The organism is Rhodospirillales bacterium (assembly GCA_023898785.1).
GTDB lineage: Bacteria > Pseudomonadota > Alphaproteobacteria > Micavibrionales > Micavibrionaceae > TMED27.
The window spans coordinates 1,530,647-1,549,601 of record CP060239.1; the positions used below are offsets into that span (position 1 = coordinate 1,530,647).

The following is an 18,955-nucleotide window of genomic DNA, read 5'->3' on the forward strand; positions in this document are numbered from 1 at the left end:
AATGATTTATTGGTCTATCCGCCTTGGACCCAGGTTTGCAGGGCATAGCCGACGCCATAGGCCATTGCCGCTGCCGTCAAGCCGATGAATAATGTCTCAAACCCCTCACGGGGCAAAGATTTCAAGGACCACAGGCTTTTGAGAGAACCTATAGCAAAGAACGTGATAGCCGAAAGGATGAGAGCCAAGACAGGCTGATATGATGTTGGCAGGATTGCGCCCGGCAGCAAAAACGGAATCAGCGGCATCGCGCCACAGATAAAAAATGCCCAGAAAGTTTGTACGCCCGCTTTCATCGCCGAGTGTATGGGCCGGGCTATGCCGTATTCTTCCTGAAGCATAAATTCAATCCAGATATCTTTATCTCTGGAAATGGTTGATACCATTTGCTCCAGCTCTTCCCCTTTAAAACCTTTGCTGGCGAAGATCTGGCGGGTTTCCTCGATTTCGCCATCGTGGTGCTGTGCAACATGGCGCACTTCACGCGCATGCAGGCGTTTATAATTGTCTTCTTCCGCCTTCATAGCGCTATAAGCGCTTGCGGCCATCGAAAACCCGTCGGCCAGCAGATTGGCCAGCCCCAGAACCATGACAATCGCAGGAGACAAACCTGCGCCAACAACGCCCGCAACAACGGCGAAAGTTGTCACAACCCCGTCAATGCCGCCATAGACCCATTCCTTAAGATAAAAAACCCCCGGCCCGGCGCTGAGACGTGCTTTGATTTCTTCCGGGCTATGATGATGGTCTTTAAGCATGAAACGGATTTTTCTTTTCAAATGCTGAAGCGTGATTACAATGCAGTCATGAGCATACAAAACCGCTATGACAGGCAACGCATTCTATCGGAGATAGGCGCTGCTGGCCAAACGAAAATTTCGACCTCGTCCGTTTTGTGTGTCGGTGCGGGCGGTCTGGGGTGTCCCGCACTATTGTATCTGGCCGCAGCGGGAGTAGGGCTCATCGGCATCGTTGATTTTGACGTTGTAGAAGAAACAAATCTTCAAAGACAGGTGCTTTTTGACACAAGCCAAATTGACCAGAACAAGGCGCAGGCTGCTAAAGTGCGCCTAAACGCCCTTAATCCTGAAATTGATATTCAGGCATACGCGGAAGAGCTGAGTGATAAAAATGCGCTCGCTCTTTTTGAAAAATACGACATTATTATTGATGGGACGGACAATTTTCCAGCTAAATTCCTGATTAGCGATGCTGCTGTTAAGGCGGGAAAACCTTTTGTTTACGGATCTATCCTCGGCTTTGACGGCCAGCTCGCCGTTTTCAATTATAAAGGTGGTCCGTGCTACCGTTGTTTATTCCCCGAAGCCCCGAAGGGGCATATTCCCAATTGTGCCCAGGCCGGCGTAATCGGCGCGGTTGCCGGGATGATCGGCACAGCGCAGGCGATGGAGGCTATCAAAGTCATTGTAGACCATGAAAGCTTTAAACCCCTTGCCGGTAAGCTTTGGACAATCGATATGCATTCCATGGAAAATCGTTTACTAACCTTGCCAAAAACATCAGATTGTCCAGTCTGTTCAAAAACCAAAGAGGAGATTGCCTTGAATTACAATTCCCCCACTTGCGGTCTTATTCCCGAAATCACCCCGCAGCAGGCAAAGGACAAACAAACCGCGCTTCTTATTGATGTACGCGAAATCGACGAATGGAATGCCGGACATATTGAAGGCGCGCAGCATGTCGCCTTATCGGTTTTAGTCCAAGGCCACGTTCCGGAATTGCCGCCGGATTGTGAGATTGTTCTATATTGTCAAAAAGGTATGCGGAGCTTACAGGCAGCACAGATCCTTAAGGGCCATGGCTGCACCAACATCATGAATATGACCGGTGGCTACGAAGCTTGGCTCAAAAGCTCTTAAAAACCGCCCTTTATTGACTCGCATCAAGTTTGTATTTTTCAAAATACTGTTATAGTGTCTCGCATAATTATACTTAAAGAGTTCGGATAATTGCGATGAAACACGACATTATTATCATTGGCGCCGGCCCAGCCGGGTTGAGCTTTGCCCGCGAAATGGCCGAAACGGGGCTAAATATTGTTTTGCTTGAAAAACAGCCCGAAAGCGTTCTGGCCAATCCGCCCTATGATGGGCGTGAAATCGCGCTCACCCATCTTTCACGAAAAATCATGGGCGATCTGGGGATGTGGGACTCAATTCCGGATGAAAAAATTTCCCTGATTAAAACCGCCAAAGTCCTGAATGGCGGCTCGCCTTATGCGCTGTCTTTCGATCATGAAGAGGCGGGCGAAGAGACACTGGGCTTCATGATTTCAAACCACCAAATTCGAAAAGCAGCTTATGAATCGCTGGCCGGATATAAAAACATTCAAATCCTGAGCGAAAAAGAAGTCTCTACGCTTGGCACCGACCAGGAAAAAGGTTGGGTTGAGCTAAGCAGTCGAGAGCGCCTGGAGGCGCCGCTGATCGTCGCCGCAGATTCCCGTTTTTCCGCGACGCGGCGTATGATGGGAATTTCCACTTCGATGCTGGATTTTGGCCGCACCTGCATTGTCTGCACGATGAGTGCGGAATTACCGCATCATGAAACCGCTTATGAGTGTTTCCATTTTGACCGCACGCTGGCCGTGTTGCCTCTGAACAACAACCAGGTTTCCATTGTCATTACGCTGGGCTCGGAAGAAAGCGCGCAAGTGCTTGCGATGGGTAAAGAAGACTTCGCTGCCGATATACAGCACCGTTTTGAAGGGCGTTTGGGCACAATGAAACTCACAAGCGAACTGTTCCCTTATCCTCTGGTGGCCACATTCGCCAAGACTTTCTGCGCCAACCGTTTTGTGGTTATCGGCGATGCCGCCGTGGGCATGCACCCGGTCACAGCACACGGCTTTAATTTAGGTCTGCGCAGCGCACACACTTTGGCTAAAGAAATCAAAGACGCTTTGCAAACAGGCAGCGATTACGCGGCGCAAACTGTTTTACAGCGCTATAGCCAGAAACACACACACGCCTCAGCGCTGCTTTTCCATGGTACAAATGCGCTGGTAAAGCTCTACACAAAAGACACGCCTGCGGCCAAATTTGCTCGCCGGACCTTGCTGAGATTGGGGAACCGCCTTAAACCGGCCAAACGTTTGATTATGAATCAGCTCACGGAAAATAAGGCTGCTTAAAGCCTATCCTTGAATCCGACCATAAAGAATGTGCCATGTAACCTGCCCGTGAAAGCTTTCGTCGGCATATCGGCAGGTTTTTAGTAAGTCCTTGCGGCTGAGAGTTTTATATCCGATACGTGGCGTATTCATTCCTCCTTTTTTCAGATTACGCAAGAAATGCAGTGTACTTTGGTGATGTTCAACGATTTCATCTTCCCGAAAAACACCGGGCCAGGATTCAAAATTTAGCAATCCGTTGTCTAAAGAAAATTCCTTCAGACTTGCGCGCCATTCCGGAAAACTCTCTGGCGCGGGCACCGTATAAAAAATTACGCCCCCGGATTCAAGCAAACCCAAAAGCGTTTCAAATGTGCCATGCGGATTACCAAACCACTGAAACGCCATGTTGCTGACAATTATATCATAGTGCTGATCTTTCGCCGGACTTTCGCCATCCATTACGCTCCAGCGCACATTTTTTTGTTCCCCGATGCGCGAGCGAGCGCGATCAACCATGTGCGCACTTATATCCGTAATGTGAAACCGCCCGCCGGGATAGCACTTCAAAAGCCGCTGCGTCAAAGCCCCCGTTCCACAACCGATCTCCAGCACCAACGGATTTTCAATATCCGGTAAATCCGCGGCCAGGGTCTGCGCAATTTTTTCCTGAATAGCGCTATGGCGATCATACTCATTGGCGCAATCATCAAATCTATGCGCAACGTTTTTCTTCCACTCAAAGCTCACGAATAAAATCCTTTATATGCTCCGCGCACCAGTCTGGGTGGCTTAAGGGGAGGGCGTGGCACGCACCCTCGCAAACAGGCATGTCATAGCCCGCCCATTCTTCTTTCATGAGCGCGAGCGGCAAAATTGGGTCCTCTGCCCCAGCCAAAGACAAGATGGGGCACGTTAAATCTTTTAGCTCTTCTTTTACATCCCATGAGGAAAGCCATGCCAGACCTTCTTTAAGCCTTTGAACGTTCAAATCATCGCTGGGCGGAAGGCCGCTTGTTTTCCAAAAGTTTTGCATCTGTTTTTCCGGGGTTCTTTGAAGGCGCGTCTTCATGGCACGCAAGGTTCGTTCATCCGCAAAATGTTGAAAGCAGCTAAAACCGTTAATCGCAATAAGCCCCTTTACGCTCCGGTGATGATTCTTCAAAGCCCACATCGTTCCTAAAGAATGTGTGATGTAAATGGATGACTCGCGTGTGATCGCCGTGCAGGAGCTTTGCCCCCCGCCAATAAACTCCAGATCAATCGCCACTGTCTGCATTTCAGGCAAACGTGCGCGTACCCTATCCCAAAACGCTGAGCCTGTCCCCCAGCCATGAACAAAAATAATATCTGCGCTCAACCGCTACCTCTTCTAAGGCATTGAATAAACACGCCCTTGTTTACATTCAAGTTTTATATTCAAGAAAACTATTTAAAAATTGACCTGGATCAAATTTAAAACACTATATATAGTGGTAATGTGATTCTTGAAAATGCAATATATTGTGTTTTTCCTAGGGTTTTCGCCCGCTTTCAAATCTTATTCAAAACCAATGTAACAGGAGTTTATCATGACCATTATTGCTGCCCTCAAACCTGAAATATCCGATGAAATCACCTCATTATACGGTGGTACGGACGTTGATTGCAGCGCTGCGGTCAGTGAGTATATATCAGAATCAGATTGGCGCGTTAAAGCCAACGCCAATACAGGCTATTCCAATGCCGGACTGATTAACAATGTTGCCGGGAAGGTTATCGCCAATTTCTGGCTCGATGAAATTTACGCACCTGAAGAAGGTGGCGCCCACCGCAAAGGCGATATCCATATCCACGATCTGGATTGTTTAACCGGCTATTGCGCTGGGTGGTCTTTGCGTGCGCTTTTGAACGAGGGTTTCAACGGCGTTGATGGGCGCGTTTCGTCTCGCCCGCCGCGTCACTTCCGTGAAGCGCTGGGGCAAATGAGCAACTTCCTCGGCATTCTCCAGTCCGAATGGGCGGGCGCACAGGCGTTCAGCTCTTTTGACACCTATCTCGCGCCTTATGTTTTTCGTGACAATCTATCATTTAGTGAAATTAAAAAAGCCATTCGCCAGTTTGTTTACAATCTCAATGTTCCGGCGCGCTGGGGGCAGTCTCCCTTTACAAACATTACGCTCGACATCACCGTACCGGAAGATTTAGCCGATCAAATTCCAACCAACAACAATCTCCATTTGTTCAAAGGGCTGGATGATGACGATCTGCTGCGCCGTGCCCAGCAACGCGACATGGGGCTGCGCTCGCTTGAAGACACCAGCTTCAAACACTTCCTTCCGGAAATGGAACTGATCGTAATTGCATATTACGAAGTCATGACCGAAGGCGATTCCAGCGGTAAACCCTTTACCTTCCCCATTCCAACGGTAAATATTACTGAGGATTTTGACTGGGACTCGAAAGTTGCCCAGGCCATTTTCGACAACACAGCGAAGGTCGGTTCGTCCTACTTCCAGAACTTTGTGGGTTCCCAGTGGACGCGTGATAAAAACGGTGAGCGCGTGCGTAATCCCGAAGCGTATTCCCCCGGCGCGGTGCGCTCCATGTGTTGCCGTTTGCAACTGGATCTGCGCGAGCTTCTCAAGCGCGGCAACGGCCTGTTTGGATCGGCGGAAATGACCGGCTCTTTAGGCGTGGTCACGCTCAACATGGCGCGTCTGGGCTATCGTTTCAAAGGCGATATGGCCGGGCTGTATAAAGAACTCGACCGCCTGATGGATATTTCAAGATCCACGCTGGAGAAAAAGCGCGCCTATGTTCAAAAAATGTATGATCGTGGGCTTTACCCTTACACGGCACGCTATCTACCATTCTTTCGCAATCATTTCTCTACGATCGGCGTAAATGGGATGAATGAAATGATCCGTAATTTTACCGAAGATCAACATGACCTTACAGATGAACGCGGCATTGAACTCTCCATGGAAATCCTTGATCATATGCGCGCGCGCATGGTCGAGTATCAGGAAGCCACCGGGAATCTTTATAATCTGGAAGCCACGCCGGCAGAAGGGACGACATACCGTTTTGCCAAAGAAGATGCCAAACACTATCCAGGTATTCTTCAAGCAGGGGCGGGCGAAAATATCTACTATACGAACTCTTCCCAAATCCCGGCTGGTCATACGGATGATCCGTTCGAAGCGCTGGAGCTGCAAAACAAACTGCAATGCAAATATACAGGAGGGACAGTACTGCATTTGTATATGGGCGAAAAACTTTCTTCCGCCGAAGCCTGCAAACGCTTTGTCAAAAAAGTGATCGAGAACTACCAACTTCCCTACATCACTGTTACGCCAGTATTTTCGACCTGCGAGACGCATGGCTACCTCAATGGCGAACAGCCCGAATGCCCGCATTGCGGTGAGGAAACAAACGTCTGGACGCGCGTCATGGGCTATTTCCGCCCCGTGGCCAGCTTTAATACCGGCAAGAAGGGCGAACACAAAGAGCGCAAACACTTCCTTGAGCGCCGCATCGAATCTGCCGATCTGTTTGAGAAGGCCTGAACATGCCAAGAGATTTAAATTCAGGAAGCCACCCCCCTAACACAGGGGGTGGCAATGGCGATGCGCTCTCCGTTTATGACGTTACGCCGTTTACTATGCTCGATTTTCCAGAGAAATGCGCGGCGATTATTTGGTTTTCGGGCTGCAATATGCGTTGCGGCTATTGTCACAATCCCCAGATAGTAAAGGGAAAAGGAACAAGGAAGATAGAAGACGTTTTGACGTTTCTTGAAAAACGCGCCAGCCTGCTCGATGGCGTTGTTTTGTCTGGCGGTGAGGCCTCTATTTATCCCGGGCTTGCGGGTTTTGCAGCCCGCGTGAAAGATATGGGTTATGCAATCAAACTTGATACAAACGGCACACGCCCTGATATGGTGCAAGGTTTTTTGGAGCAAGGGCTTTTGGATTATGTTGCGCTGGATTACAAAGCGCCGCCGGAAAAGTTCAAAACTGTGACAGGTATTAAAAAATTCCACAATTTTGAAAAAACACTCGATTTATTATGCGTGCAAAGCGCCGTGCCTTTCGAAGTCCGGACCACCGTTCACACCGACTTGATGGATGAATATGACGTGAGTACGATCATAGCGGATCTCGAAAATCGAAATTATAAAGGCGTATATTACATTCAAAACTACATCGACAATTGCGGTCAAACTCTGGGAATGTTGGGGCCGCAAAAGCGTACGCTGGTTTTGAGTCTTTTGCCTGCCAGCACGGCATTTTCAATAGAATTTCGAAACTTTCCCTGAAACTCTCAGGGACTTATTATGTTATATTTTAAACACGGAAAGGGTGGGATGTTTGTGGAGTGCTCCGCTTGCAATAACAGAGATATAAGACGTCATTGCGAGTAAGGGCGATGCCCGGAGCGATGACCTGTTTTTGGTTAGACTTCTCCCAATTCCTCCGCCACAACGTCCTTCCGGCTGAGCTTTCCGATCATGGTTTTGGGCAGCGGCTTATCACGAAACTCGATTCGTTTGGGCATTTCGATTTTGGAAATTTTTTCGTCCAGAAAGCTTTTCAGATCTTCTGCCGTCAACTCGTGGCCCTCCTTAAGCTTAATCCAGGCCTTCACGATTTCCCCGCGATTAGGATCAGGCAGCCCCGCAACAATACATTCTTCGACATTGGGATGCTTATAGATTGCTTCTTCAACATGGCGCGGATAAACGTTGTAGCCGTTGGTTATAATGAGATCTTTGATCCGATCAACAATATAAGTATACCCCCGCTCATCCATATATGCGATATCACCGGTATGCAGGCGCAGCCCGCCATCATCCGTAGGGCGCAGTACATTTGCCGTTTCGTTTGGACGCTTGAAATAGCCCTTCATCACCTGCGGCCCGCGGATGCAGACCTCGCCACGCTCCCCCAAAACCATCGGCGTCGTTTGATCATCCGGATCGATAATCTCGATAATGGTTTGCGGCAGGGGTAAACCAATGGAACCGGCCACATTTTCACCAAACGGCGGATTAACGGTAGCAACAGGAGAAGACTCGGTCAGACCATACCCTTCCACAACCGTACATCCCGTCTTTGTTTCGAATTTTTTCTTAACTTCAACAGGCAGCGGTGCACCGCCGGAAATACAAAAATCCAGCGAAGACAGGTCGAAATTTTTGAGCTTTGGATGGTTGTTGATGGCGCTGAAAATCGCCGGAACGCCGCACATATAGTTCGGTTTTTTCTTTTGGATAATATCGAGCGTATCATTCAGATCAAATCGCGGGATGGTCACGATTTCCATGCCGGCCAGCACAGCCATATTCAAACAAACCGTCATGGCAAACACGTGGAAAAACGGTAACACGGCAAGCATTTTTTCATGCCCTTGCGGATCAGGAAAATTGGCATAGGCCTGCACAGCGTTGGCATAAATATTCATATGGGTCAGCATCGCCGCCTTGGGCGTGCCGGTCGTACCGCCGGTATATTGCAACACGGCTATATCTTCGAGCGGGTTGATTTCGACAGGTTTTACCTGCCCGTCATTTTTGAGAAAATCCCCTAGCAAAATAATGCGCGGTGAAGCTTCAAGCCGGGCAATATCCTTGCTTTTCACGATGGGAAAAAGCAGATTTTTTGGAAAAGGAAGATAGTCCGTAAATGTCCCGACAATCAGCGTACTCAGCCGCGTATCGGACAGCATTTCTTCCATCTTGTCCATGAGCATCGCCAGATCGAGCGTGACCATGATGTCGGTTTCACTGTCCTCGATTTGGGCGGCGAGTTCATCACGTGCGTAGAGTGGGTTGAAATTGACCACCGTTCCACCGGTTTTAAGAATGCCATAATAGGCAATCAGCGAGAGCGGGCAGTTGGGTAGGAATAAACCAACTTTTGCGCCCTTGGTTACGCCGAGGGCTTGCAATCCGGCAGCAAATTTATTTACGGCAGCATGCAACGCGGCCCAGTCATATGTTTTACCCAGAAAGTCAAAAGCCTGCGTATTTGGTGAGCGCGCCGCCGTTTGGTCGAAGACTTCCGTCATCAGACCCGGAGAAATCTCCATATGCCAGTCCGGCTTTGGTGGATAGGTTTCGAGCCAAGGATAGTTCTGTTCAGTCATGAGCATACCTGTGTGCAAAAATCACACTTTAATTATAACTGTTTTTCGCAAGGCTTTCTATGCGTTATGCAATATTGGCTGGTTCTTAGAAAAAACATAACCTTTATGGTTGTATTCAATTTTATAAAACAAGCCTCTAGATTTTTACTAAAAGATATAGCACACTATATTTGGGTTTGTTCCTAAGCCTGTCCGCTTAGTCTTAGTTATTGTGTTAATTTGGAGAATTCCCCATTGTCTGCCACGCAGAGTGACCTTCGTCCTGAAGGTGAACTTCAACCGATTAAAATGCATCTGAAATGGTTTAACGGAACCAAGGGATTTGGTTTTGTTGTACCCGAGGATGAAAGCTTTGACGCGTTTGTGCATATCACGACTCTTCAAGAGGCAGGTCTGCACGCACTGGGTGAAGGTGCCATTTTGATGTGCACATTATTCGATGGTCCCAAAGGCAAGCAGGTTCAGGATGTAATTGAAGTGATCGAGTCCGGCAGCGTTAATCTGATGCCCGAGGAAATCGGTGAAGACGGTACGTTTTCGCTAGGCGGGCTTGTAAAATGGTACAAACCGGAAAAAGGCTTCGGCTTTATCATTCCCGACGATGGCATGAAGGATGTCTTCATCCATAAAACGCTGCTTGACAAGCTGGAAATGGAAGATCTCGAAGCCGGCCAGCGCGTTAAGGTGCGCCTGAAAGTTGTCGATAAAGGCCGCGAAGCAGTCGATATAGAAATTATTCGGTAAAAATCGTAAATCTCAATCATATAAAAAAGGGCGCTTTTTTCGCGCCCTTTGTCATTCATACATAAAGCTGAAGTTATTTTGCAGCGGCTTGTTTTACGATTTCGAGATCTTCCTGAGAGATATCCTCTTTTGCCGCTTCTTCTTCAGCCTTAAGAATGCGATTACGGGTCGCAGCCTGATAAGCGACCTTGGCGTGCTCGGAGCAGTAAGGCAGGCCGGCAATGTTCGCATGCCCGCAAAAGCCGAAACTTTCATCACGCGGATCGCCAAAAGGCCAGCGACATTGATTGGGTTTGAGATCAACAAGCGGAACGCCTTGGCGGTTATCCTGCGCGGCAGCTTTTTGAATTTTTCTTTCGGGTGCTGCTACGGTCGGTTGTGATTTTACCGGAGCGGGTTTTTTATTTTGCTGAATAGGAGAAACGCGGTTGGAAAGTTTTAAGCGGTGCGCTTTACCGATAACGGCATTGCGCGTAACGCCACCAAGTTCCTTAGCGATTTCTGCGGCTGTCTTTCCTTCGCCCCAGAGTTTCGTCAGCAACTCAACGCGTTCATCAGTCCAACTCATGCTTTTTTCTCCCACTGGCGCTTGCACCAGATAAGTCACTGATACAAAACATTAAAATTAACTCGATTTTCTCTAGAGACTGCAGTCTATCAGCAGCGAATCATTTTGGTCAAATTATGATGAGAAAAAAAATGCGTTATCCACATCCTGAATTTATTTTCAGGAAAGAAGCCTCATTTCTCGCAAATTTTCGCTGCGCTCAGCCCATTTTTCTTCCACTTTGACAAAGAGTTTGAGGTGGACAGGCATGCCAAAAATATCCTGCATTTCTTCACGGGCAGCCTTTCCGATTTGTTTAATGCGCGTCCCGCCTTTTCCTAGCACAATCGCCTTTTGACTATCGCGTTCAACGAACACAAGCTGGGTAATTTTGATGCTGCCATTATCAAACTCTTCCCATGTTTCAGTCTGAACCATCGCGGAGTAGGGCAGTTCCTTATGAAGCTGGTTAAAGATTTTTTCGCGGGTAATTTCCGCCGCCATCATACGCATCGGCAGGTCGGTAATCTGATCTTCATCATACATCCACGGCCCCGGTTTAAGTTCGGCGGCGAGATGATCCAGCAGCTCTTTCGTGCCCTGACCTTTCAGAGACGAAACCATAAAAGTGGCTGCATAATCAAAAGCATCGTTAAAGCTTGTTGCCAAAGCCAACAGGTCCGGCTTGTGAACCTTGTCGGTTTTATTGAGCACCAGAATAACGGGCTTATTTTTAGGAAGCTTTTTGATCAGATTGGCATTTTTGTTGAGCGTATTTTTGCTGGCCGCATCGACGATATGAATGACGCATTCGCTATCTTCCAGTGCATCAAGCGCGGAAGCCACCATCGCTTTCTCCATCGTGCGCGCCCCTCCGGCATCAAAAATGCCCGGCGTATCAATGAGAATAATTTGCGCTTGATCATGCAATGCAATTCCCAGAATGCGCGAACGGGTCGTGTGCACCTTGCTGGAAACAATCGAGACTTTCGTGCCGACAAGCTGGTTAATCAACGTAGATTTCCCGGCATTGGGAAGGCCCACAACACTCACAAAACCGCAGCGCGTTTCTTCTGATCTGTCAGTGCTCATCAGGAAACCCCGCTTTTGCGCTGTTTCATAAATTCACGCGCAGCCTCTTTTTCTGCAAACTGGCGCGACTTGCCTTGCGCGACCACCGGATCAAAACCCTCAACGCGCAGTTCAATATCAAAGACAGGCGCATGATCGGGCCCGCTTTGGGCTACAATTCTATACTCAGGCAGCCCCAATCCCTGACCTTGTGTCCATTCCTGCACTTGTGTTTTGGGGTGCTGGGGCGGCTCTTTCATTACATCAAGGCGGTCTGCCCATAATTTATGGATCAGCTTTTGGCATTTCTCAAAACCGCCGTCGAGATATAACGCTCCAATTAATGATTCAAAAATATCGGCCAGGATATTGTCATTTTCCGCCCCACCGGCTTGTGCTTCAGCGTCAGAAAGCGTGATGTAAGCACCAAGCTCTAGCTCCTGAGATATTTTTGCCAGAAAAGAGCCCTGCACCAGCGCCGCCAGCCGTTTGGCCAAATCCCCTTCGGGCTCTTTGGGAAAACGCGTATAGAGCAGCTCGGCAATCACCAGCCCCAATACGCGGTCACCAAGAAATTCAAGTCGCTCGTAATTATACCCGGCCGCCGCGCTTGAATGGGTAAGCGCGGCGCGTATCAAATCTTTATCCTGAAAATGATGTGCTATACGGATTTCAAGTTCTGTAACAGGTTTAACACTCATTACGACTGGGAATCCTCGGCCTCTGGCGTCAGGCGCACGGGGTCGATGTCATTGAAAAAACGATTATAACGCAGTGTCCATGGCCACTTCCAGATTTCAAAAAGCTGCGCCTTGCCATTTGTCGAAAAGAACAAGAAGTCGGCCCGGCCAACAAAATTTTCAAAGGGCACAAAGCCGACAACATTCTGTACGCGGCTGTCTTGTGAATTGTCGCGATTATCGCCCATCATAAAATAATGCCCCTCCGGAACGGTATAAACCTGAGTGTTATCAAGCGGCCCGCTATCGCTTTCTTCGAAAATGTCATGAACAACTCCCCCGGGCAGGGTTTCGATATAATGATACATCGGCGTACCTTCATCTTCGGGCGGCGTACCTTCTTTTATGCCGATAGCTTCGCGCGGAATGAGCTCGCCATTGATGTAAAGGCGGCCATTGCGAACCTGCACAGTTTCACCGGGCAACCCTACCAGACGCTTGATGTAATCAATGCGTGGATTGCTAGGCAATTTAAAGACAATGACATCCCCGCGTTGCGGTTCTTTATCCAACACGCGCCCCTCCAAAGGTGCCAGACCAAAAGGAAAGGAATAGCGGCTATAGCCATAGGCCGGTTTGCTGACGAACAGATAATCGCCAACCAGCAAAGTTGGTTTCATGGACCCGGAAGGGATATTAAACGGCTCGAACAAAAAGGTGCGTATTACCAGAGCAAGCAAGACCGCAATCATCGCCGTCTTAAAAAGATCAGCCCGCTCTTCCTTGGCTGTTAACGGTGGCTCGCTTCCGTCTGCTCCAACTTTCAGGTTAGGATCAGCGCGCAGGCTAGCTTCAGAATTTTTAAAATTATCTTGGCTCATTTTGTATATTCTCGCCCTTCTAAAGCGCTTTTACAGGATTTATGGACCGGACTCAAGCGCTACGCGCTTCGATGATGACCACAGCTTGAGCAAGCGGCGGTTCATCACTCAAAGCCAGATGGATAAATGTTTCATGCCCGCCGGGAGTGATAGCCGCCAGACGTTTTTGTGCCGCGCCGCTGAGCTGTATCCGTGGTTCACCTCTTTCGCCCGTAACGACGCCAATGTCTTTCATGGTAATGCCACCGGAGAAACCGGAGCCAAGCGCTTTGGCAACGGCTTCCTTAGCGGCAAAACGCTTGGCATAGGCGGCAATATGCCCGCCGCCTGAGCGCCGCGCCTCGGCTGTCTCACGCTCATGGGCGGTAAAGCAGCGCTCTATAAAGCGCGTCTCGAAACGCGCCATGAGTTCCTGAACACGGTTTATATCAATCAGATCGTTGCCTATGCCAATGATCATAGAGGTGTACCTTATTTTTTCTGCCCGGTAACTTCCCGTGCAACCTTATGCAAACGGTTTTCCCGCGCTTTTTTACGGGCCGCCTGTGCACTGCCGACTAAACGATAAAACAAACTGTATGTGAGCGGAACAGTAAGTGCCCCCAGTAAATAACCGCCAACAAACCACGGCGCGAATATCCGATAAGGTTCACTTTTTATCAGGTCCCAGATAACCCAGAAATCAGCGTGTTCAGGCAGCGCCGCTTCGGCAGGCAAGCCCAAAAGCTGAAATATAAACGAGCCCAATGAAATAGCCGCCCACCACATAAACGGGAAAGTCCAAGGGTTTCCCGCAAAAGTACCAATGAGCGCCGCCAAAAAATTAGCGCGCAAGACATAGGCCAGAAATCCGGCCTGTACAAAATGCGTACCTAAAATAGGCGTAAAGGAAATAGCCACGCCAATAGCCAGCCCGAAAGCGATTTTCTGGGTGCTGTCAGAAAGCCTGACCACCCGGTGCTTTGTATAATGCGCCGCCCTAACCCAGCCCATACTTGGCCAGAACAGTTCTCTGATATTTTGTAAAACTGTACGTGGCGTTCGCCGTTTAAACATTTATAGAGGCCGTCATTTACGTTGTAAGGTTTTCAGCTTATTATCACGAAGATTCAGCATTAGAAAGATGAAGGCAATCTCATGAATATTCAAGACCACATTCGCACTATTCCTGATTTTCCCAAGCCGGGGATTAATTTCTATGACATTGCGACTTTGCTGGCCAACCCATCGGCATGGCGTGAAACCATCGCACGGCTTCACCGTTTAACGGAGGATTATCAGCCGGATTTGCTGATGGGCATTGAATCGCGGGGGTTTTTGGTGGCCGCGCCGCTGGCCTATGAGATGGGCTGTGGTTTTGGCATGGTACGCAAGCACGGCAAGTTACCGGGCCAAACGTTGGCGCATGGTTACGCGCTTGAATATGGCGAAGATATTATAGAAATCCAGCCGGATCTGATTCCCGCAGGCTCCAAGGTTGTATTGGTTGATGATTTGCTGGCAACCGGCGGCACGATGCAGGCGGCTGAAATATTGCTGCATAAGGCCGGCGCGCATGTTGTGGCAAATTTATGCATCATTGAGCTAGAGGGTCTTAACGGGCGCGATAAACTCACAGCACCCCTGGAATCGGTTATTCGCTGTCCAGCATAGATTGTTTTTTGATTTTAGCCTCTTCCTACGAATCTCCTTGTTCAAAGAAAATAAGCAGGTCCTGTTCTTCGAATTTCTCGAGGCTCTCAGGCTGACGAAGATCAAGCCGTCCTTTTTGTGTGATATATCCGACGATTTTTAAATTGCCCTCTTCAATGCGCTGCTGAAACTGAATACGGTTTTCTTCCTGCCCGGCGCGGCTGGCACGAAAGCGCCATCCTTGCATATAATCGCCGGCAATATCCCAATAATCCATATCGGCTTGCCCAAAGGTGCGTCCGCGAATGGTGTGGGCAATTTTGCGGCGCTCATGCTCGTTTTCTTCATGCGGCAAAAATTGATAGACCTTGTCGCGGCCAAATTCATGAATAAACATATTGCAAATCAGCGCGTTATAGGCTGGGTTATTACTAACAGCCAACAAAGTATTATAACGCGCAAGCTCAAGATGATATTCAGTTTCTTCAGACAGAATTTCTCCATAATATGTAGGAATATCCGACAAACGAGCCTCACGTAAGGCGTGCCAGTTTTTATCGGCGATCATAACATCGACGTCACGGCCTTTAAGCATCTTTGCAAATTGCACCGCCCACTCAGAGGCTCCAACGATAATCAAACTGTCCTTGCCCGTATAGGCAAGCTTCAGTTTTTGGGCGACCGGCTTGGCGCTCAGACCGTGAGCAAAAACGGTGAACAGCACAATAGCGAAGGCCAGCGCAAGAATTTGCTCCCCGTCCTGATAGCCGATGCCGACCATATATGGCCCAAGAACCCCGGCCACTGCGGCGCAGACAATCCCGCGCGGCGCGATCCAGCCGGTAAGGATCACTTCCTGCCAGCTCATTTTCGTGCCAATACTTGAAGCCAGCAATGTCAACGGACGGATCACAAAGAGCAACATTGCGATAAACGCAAAGCCGCGCCAGTCAATAGAAAAGAGAATGGCCGGATCGATTTTGGTGGTCAGCAATATAAACACGCCTGAAACCAGCATAATCGAGATGGTCTCTTTAAATTTTTTAAGCTCTTCAATCGAGCTTATGCCCATATTGGCCAGCGCCACACCCAAAATGGTTACGCCAATCAGGCCGAAATCATGCTCAATCGAATTACAGATTACAAAATAAATCAGTGCGGTAGAGAGCAAAGCGGTCGGCTTAAGATATTCGGGAACCACATCATGGTTAAACAACCATGACAGCGAATAGGCAATTGCCACGCCGAAAAACGTAATCATGATGATCGCCAGAACAGTGCTGGTAAAAAATTCGGATAAGGCTACATTTTCAAGCGCCTGAAGGCGAAAAAACTCATAGCATAAAACAGCTAATACCGCGCCGATAGGGTCGTTGATAATCCCTTCCCATTTCAGGATGGAGGCCGGGCGTTCTTTTAAATGCGCGTTTTTCAGCAGCGGCATGATTACGGTCGGGCCGGTGACAATCAAAAGCGCGCCAAAGGTCAGCGCAACAGGCAGGCTTAACCCCGCAACGTAATGTCCTGCCAGCGTTGTCAAAAGCCACGCCACGGGCGCGCCGACCAAAATCACCTGGCGGATGGAGGCACGCGCCTCGCGGATTTCCTTGAAATTGAGATTGAGCGCACCTTCAAACAGAATAATCCCCACGGCCAGGGATATAACAGGGTTTAACAAATCACCGAGCAGGGTTTCGGGTTGAACGAGGTTCAAAGTAGGGCCGGCCAAAAAACCGCCGATAAGCAAAAACACAATCGCCGGGGTTTTTAACCGCCAGCCCAACCATTGAGCGGCAATACTGAAAAACGCAATCCATGCGATTTGGGAAAGGATATCGTACATATTCTATTGTCCCTTTGCGCGTTCGACGCTGGAAATAATCGGCGTTGCGCGCAGAGCGGCTATGATGTTGCTTAAATGTTTGGTATCGTTGACATACACATCAACCAGAATTTGCCAGAAATCGACCGAACGGCTGGTGATTTTCAGATTCGTGATATTGCCGCCATTCGAAGCGATCACCGTTGAAAGCGTGGCCAGTGTACCCGGCTCGTTCTGCAATGTTATATTAATGCGCCCCACATGTGCTTCCGGACTATCGGGTCCTTCGCCCCAGGAAACATCCAGCCAGCGCTCTGGTGTGTCAGCAAAGGTTTCCAGCGTTTCACAATCAATAGTGTGGATGGTCACGCCTTTTCCTGTCGTCACGATTCCCACAATCCGGTCACCGGGAAGCGGATGACAACACCGCGCAAAATGCACGGCCATGCCGGGAATAAGCCCCTTGATCGGCATTGGCGCATCAGATCCGCTTAAAGGACGGACCATTACGGCTTGATCCATATCAGCTGACGGACGCTTGGCAATCGCGGTTTTATGCGCCGGAAAAATAGCCTTAAAAGCATCGCGCGCCACCAGAGTCCCGGAACCTATGCGCGCATAAATATCATCATTTTCTTCGGCTTTGAATTGTTTCAAAATGCCGCTTACGCCTTTTTCGCTAAACTCATAGCCTTCCTGGCGAAAAATCTTTTGCAGCATCGCTTTGCCCAGCGTGACATATTCATTGCGCTGCCGGTTGCGTACGAATTTTCGGATATGCGAGCGAGCCTTCCCCGTAACCACAAAACGTTCCCACGTCGGAGAAGGTTGCTGCGTTTTCGAAGTTATGATATCGACCTGATCCCCATTGGCCAGGCGCGTATTAAGCGGGGCAATACGGCCATTGATTTTGGCGCCGACACAGCGATCCCCAATATCAGAGTGAATGGCATAGGCAAAATCAATCGGTGTTGCGCCCGAAGGCAGCTCAATCAAGTCACCTTTTGGAGAGAAGGCAAAGACATGTTCCTGAAACAATTCCAGCTTTGTATTTTCCCAAAAATCTTCAGGTTGCTGTTCCTGTTCGAGAATCTCCAAAAGTTCCCGCAGCCAGCGGTATTTTTTAACATCCTGAACCATGGGCTGGCCGCCCTGTTTATAGGCCCAGTGTGCGGCAACTCCCATGTCGGCCTGATAGTGCATTTCGCTGGTACGGATCTGAATCTCAATGCGTTGGCGCGCCGGACCCATCACGGTGGTGTGGATGGAACGATAGCCGTTGGGCTTGGGCGTGGAAATATAATCCTTAAACCGTCCAGGAATAGAAGGATAATGGCTATGGATAAGGCCAAGCGTAGCATAGCATTGCTCAACGCTACCCACCACAATGCGAAAAGCCATGATGTCGGAGAGCTGTTCAAAGGCCACATTTTTACGCTGCATTTTCTTCCAGATCGAGTAACCGGTTTTTTCCCGGCCTGAAATTTCAGCCTTTATACCGACATCTTCGAGAGATTTTTTAAGTTCTGCAATGATGTCATCGACTAAATCGGTGCCCTCAGCACGCAGAAAGGCCAAGCGCTTGGCAATACTTTCACGCGCTTCAGGATTGAGAATCGAAAAAGCGAGATCTTCCAACTCGCCTTTGATTTTATGGACGCCGATGCGTTCGGCTAGCGGCACGTAAATCTCAAGCGTTTCCAGCGCAATGCGGCGGCGCTTTTCAGGGTTTTTAATCCCTTCAATTGTGCGCATGTTATGCAGACGGTCAGCCAGCTTGACAAGCAATACGCGAATATCTTCGGACATAGCCAGCAGCAATTTACGAAAGTTTTCCGCCTGCTTGCCCTCGACTGTTTTGCTTTCAATCCGGGTGAGTTTACTCACCCCGTCAACAAGATCGGCGACTTCACAGCCGAATTTATCTTTAAGATCGTCATAGGTCGCATCGGTATCTTCAATCGTATCGTGCAAAATAGCCGTCAGAATACTGCCCAGATCCAACTTCATTTCCGCCAAAATACTCGCCACGGCGACCGGATGAGTATAATACGGCTCTCCCGATGATCGGGTCTGGCCTTCGTGCTTATCCTTGGCAAACGCAATCGCGGCCTCAACAATTTGTGGGTTGAAGTCGGGATTGTAGCTTTTGATTTTATCCACAAGAGGTGGAAGATCTGTCATTGCACACTAAACCTGTCGGCCATATTAAATTTTTTTAAGCGTTAAATCTAACATGGATCGTATTGGAAAGCATGAATATAAATCGTAAAAGCCGTACGTAAAAAAGGCCGGAAAATCCGGCCTTCCAAA

The 18,955-nt window shown here is 48.9% G+C and carries 18 protein-coding genes; 6 read left to right on the forward strand and 12 right to left on the reverse strand.

Annotated features, from left to right (window positions below):
* Positions 1-14 precede the first annotated feature (14 nt).
* A complete protein-coding gene (locus H6859_07735; protein ID USO05040.1) occupies positions 15-758 on the reverse strand; it encodes a VIT1/CCC1 transporter family protein in 744 nt (247 codons plus the stop codon).
* 48 nt (positions 759-806) lie between these two features.
* Between H6859_07735 and H6859_07740 the strand changes: the two genes are divergently transcribed.
* Positions 807-1,880 carry a HesA/MoeB/ThiF family protein gene (locus H6859_07740; protein ID USO05041.1) on the forward strand — a complete coding sequence of 358 codons (1,074 nt, stop codon included), beginning with the start codon at positions 807-809 and terminating at the stop codon, positions 1,878-1,880.
* An 89-nt stretch (positions 1,881-1,969) separates the two neighbouring features.
* Entirely contained in the window at positions 1,970-3,154 is a 1,185-nt protein-coding gene (ubiM, locus tag H6859_07745) for a 5-demethoxyubiquinol-8 5-hydroxylase UbiM (GenBank protein USO06733.1), read from the forward strand.
* Between the two features lie 3 nt (positions 3,155-3,157).
* Here ubiM and H6859_07750 read toward each other — a convergent pair whose 3' ends face one another.
* Both H6859_07750 and H6859_07755 read right to left on the reverse strand, forming a co-directional pair.
* Complete coding sequence (locus tag H6859_07750) at positions 3,158-3,883, reverse strand: methyltransferase domain-containing protein (GenBank protein USO05042.1); 726 nt, start codon at positions 3,881-3,883, stop codon at positions 3,158-3,160.
* Positions 3,873-4,493, reverse strand: a complete 621-nt coding sequence (locus tag H6859_07755) for a hypothetical protein (protein ID USO05043.1) — start codon at positions 4,491-4,493, stop codon at positions 3,873-3,875. The genes H6859_07750 and H6859_07755 overlap by 11 nt, the downstream gene beginning before the upstream one ends.
* Before the next feature lie 211 nt (positions 4,494-4,704).
* Between H6859_07755 and H6859_07760 the strand changes: the two genes are divergently transcribed.
* Positions 4,705-6,684, forward strand: coding sequence for a ribonucleoside triphosphate reductase (locus tag H6859_07760; protein ID USO05044.1), 1,980 nt, complete (start codon positions 4,705-4,707; stop codon positions 6,682-6,684).
* A 2-nt stretch (positions 6,685-6,686) separates the two neighbouring features.
* A complete protein-coding gene (locus tag H6859_07765) occupies positions 6,687-7,436 on the forward strand; it encodes an anaerobic ribonucleoside-triphosphate reductase activating protein (protein ID USO05045.1) in 750 nt (249 codons plus the stop codon).
* Between the two features lie 137 nt (positions 7,437-7,573).
* On the opposite strand, the gene H6859_07770 is transcribed toward H6859_07765, so the two are convergent.
* Complete coding sequence (locus H6859_07770; protein USO05046.1) at positions 7,574-9,265, reverse strand: long-chain fatty acid--CoA ligase; 1,692 nt, start codon at positions 9,263-9,265, stop codon at positions 7,574-7,576.
* A 288-nt stretch (positions 9,266-9,553) separates the two neighbouring features.
* On the opposite strand from H6859_07770, the gene H6859_07775 reads away from it, so the two are divergent.
* Positions 9,554-10,009, forward strand: a complete 456-nt coding sequence (locus H6859_07775; protein USO06734.1) for a CspA family cold shock protein — start codon at positions 9,554-9,556, stop codon at positions 10,007-10,009.
* Positions 10,010-10,082: 73 nt separating this feature from the next.
* Here the strand turns inward: H6859_07775 and H6859_07780 are convergent, their stop codons facing one another.
* From H6859_07780 to H6859_07805, 6 genes are all read right to left on the reverse strand, one after another.
* Entirely contained in the window at positions 10,083-10,577 is a 495-nt protein-coding gene (locus H6859_07780; protein ID USO05047.1) for a gcrA cell cycle regulator family protein, read from the reverse strand.
* Positions 10,578-10,736: 159 nt separating this feature from the next.
* Positions 10,737-11,648 carry a GTPase Era gene (gene era / locus H6859_07785; protein ID USO05048.1) on the reverse strand — a complete coding sequence of 304 codons (912 nt, stop codon included), beginning with the start codon at positions 11,646-11,648 and terminating at the stop codon, positions 10,737-10,739.
* Positions 11,648-12,328, reverse strand: coding sequence for a ribonuclease III (gene rnc / locus H6859_07790; GenBank protein ID USO05049.1), 681 nt, complete (start codon positions 12,326-12,328; stop codon positions 11,648-11,650). Before rnc ends, era begins: the two co-directional genes overlap by 1 nt.
* Complete coding sequence (gene lepB / locus H6859_07795; protein ID USO05050.1) at positions 12,328-13,188, reverse strand: signal peptidase I; 861 nt, start codon at positions 13,186-13,188, stop codon at positions 12,328-12,330. The genes rnc and lepB overlap by 1 nt, the downstream gene beginning before the upstream one ends.
* Before the next feature lie 52 nt (positions 13,189-13,240).
* Positions 13,241-13,648 (reverse strand): holo-ACP synthase, encoded by a 408-nt coding sequence (locus H6859_07800; GenBank protein USO05051.1) that lies wholly within the window; start codon positions 13,646-13,648, stop codon positions 13,241-13,243.
* A gap of 11 nt (positions 13,649-13,659) precedes the next feature.
* Positions 13,660-14,244, reverse strand: a complete 585-nt coding sequence (locus H6859_07805) for a DUF2062 domain-containing protein (GenBank protein ID USO05052.1) — start codon at positions 14,242-14,244, stop codon at positions 13,660-13,662.
* 81 nt (positions 14,245-14,325) lie between these two features.
* Between H6859_07805 and H6859_07810 the strand changes: the two genes are divergently transcribed.
* A complete protein-coding gene (locus H6859_07810; GenBank protein USO05053.1) occupies positions 14,326-14,841 on the forward strand; it encodes an adenine phosphoribosyltransferase in 516 nt (171 codons plus the stop codon).
* Positions 14,842-14,866: 25 nt separating this feature from the next.
* On the opposite strand, the gene H6859_07815 is transcribed toward H6859_07810, so the two are convergent.
* The gene (locus H6859_07815) at positions 14,867-16,663 is read right to left on the reverse strand and encodes a sodium:proton antiporter (protein ID USO05054.1); all 1,797 of its coding nucleotides are present in this window, start codon (positions 16,661-16,663) and stop codon (positions 14,867-14,869) included.
* 3 nt (positions 16,664-16,666) lie between these two features.
* Positions 16,667-18,826, reverse strand: coding sequence for a bifunctional (p)ppGpp synthetase/guanosine-3',5'-bis(diphosphate) 3'-pyrophosphohydrolase (locus H6859_07820; protein ID USO05055.1), 2,160 nt, complete (start codon positions 18,824-18,826; stop codon positions 16,667-16,669).
* Positions 18,827-18,955 lie beyond the last annotated feature (129 nt).

Coding starts and splice junctions, on each gene's coding strand:
- H6859_07735 (USO05040.1), bottom strand. CDS start 758: ATGCTTAAAGACCATCATCATAGCCCGGAAGAAATCAAAGCACGTCTC.
- H6859_07740 (USO05041.1), top strand. CDS start 807: ATGAGCATACAAAACCGCTATGACAGGCAACGCATTCTATCGGAGATA.
- H6859_07760 (USO05044.1), top strand. CDS start 4,705: ATGACCATTATTGCTGCCCTCAAACCTGAAATATCCGATGAAATCACC.
- H6859_07765 (USO05045.1), top strand. CDS start 6,687: ATGCCAAGAGATTTAAATTCAGGAAGCCACCCCCCTAACACAGGGGGT.
- H6859_07770 (USO05046.1), bottom strand. CDS start 9,265: ATGACTGAACAGAACTATCCTTGGCTCGAAACCTATCCACCAAAGCCG.
- H6859_07775 (USO06734.1), top strand. CDS start 9,554: ATGCATCTGAAATGGTTTAACGGAACCAAGGGATTTGGTTTTGTTGTA.
- H6859_07780 (USO05047.1), bottom strand. CDS start 10,577: ATGAGTTGGACTGATGAACGCGTTGAGTTGCTGACGAAACTCTGGGGC.
- era (USO05048.1), bottom strand. CDS start 11,648: ATGAGCACTGACAGATCAGAAGAAACGCGCTGCGGTTTTGTGAGTGTT.
- rnc (USO05049.1), bottom strand. CDS start 12,328: ATGAGTGTTAAACCTGTTACAGAACTTGAAATCCGTATAGCACATCAT.
- lepB (USO05050.1), bottom strand. CDS start 13,188: ATGAGCCAAGATAATTTTAAAAATTCTGAAGCTAGCCTGCGCGCTGAT.
- H6859_07800 (USO05051.1), bottom strand. CDS start 13,648: ATGATCATTGGCATAGGCAACGATCTGATTGATATAAACCGTGTTCAG.
- H6859_07805 (USO05052.1), bottom strand. CDS start 14,244: ATGTTTAAACGGCGAACGCCACGTACAGTTTTACAAAATATCAGAGAA.
- H6859_07810 (USO05053.1), top strand. CDS start 14,326: ATGAATATTCAAGACCACATTCGCACTATTCCTGATTTTCCCAAGCCG.
- H6859_07815 (USO05054.1), bottom strand. CDS start 16,663: ATGTACGATATCCTTTCCCAAATCGCATGGATTGCGTTTTTCAGTATT.
- H6859_07820 (USO05055.1), bottom strand. CDS start 18,826: ATGACAGATCTTCCACCTCTTGTGGATAAAATCAAAAGCTACAATCCC.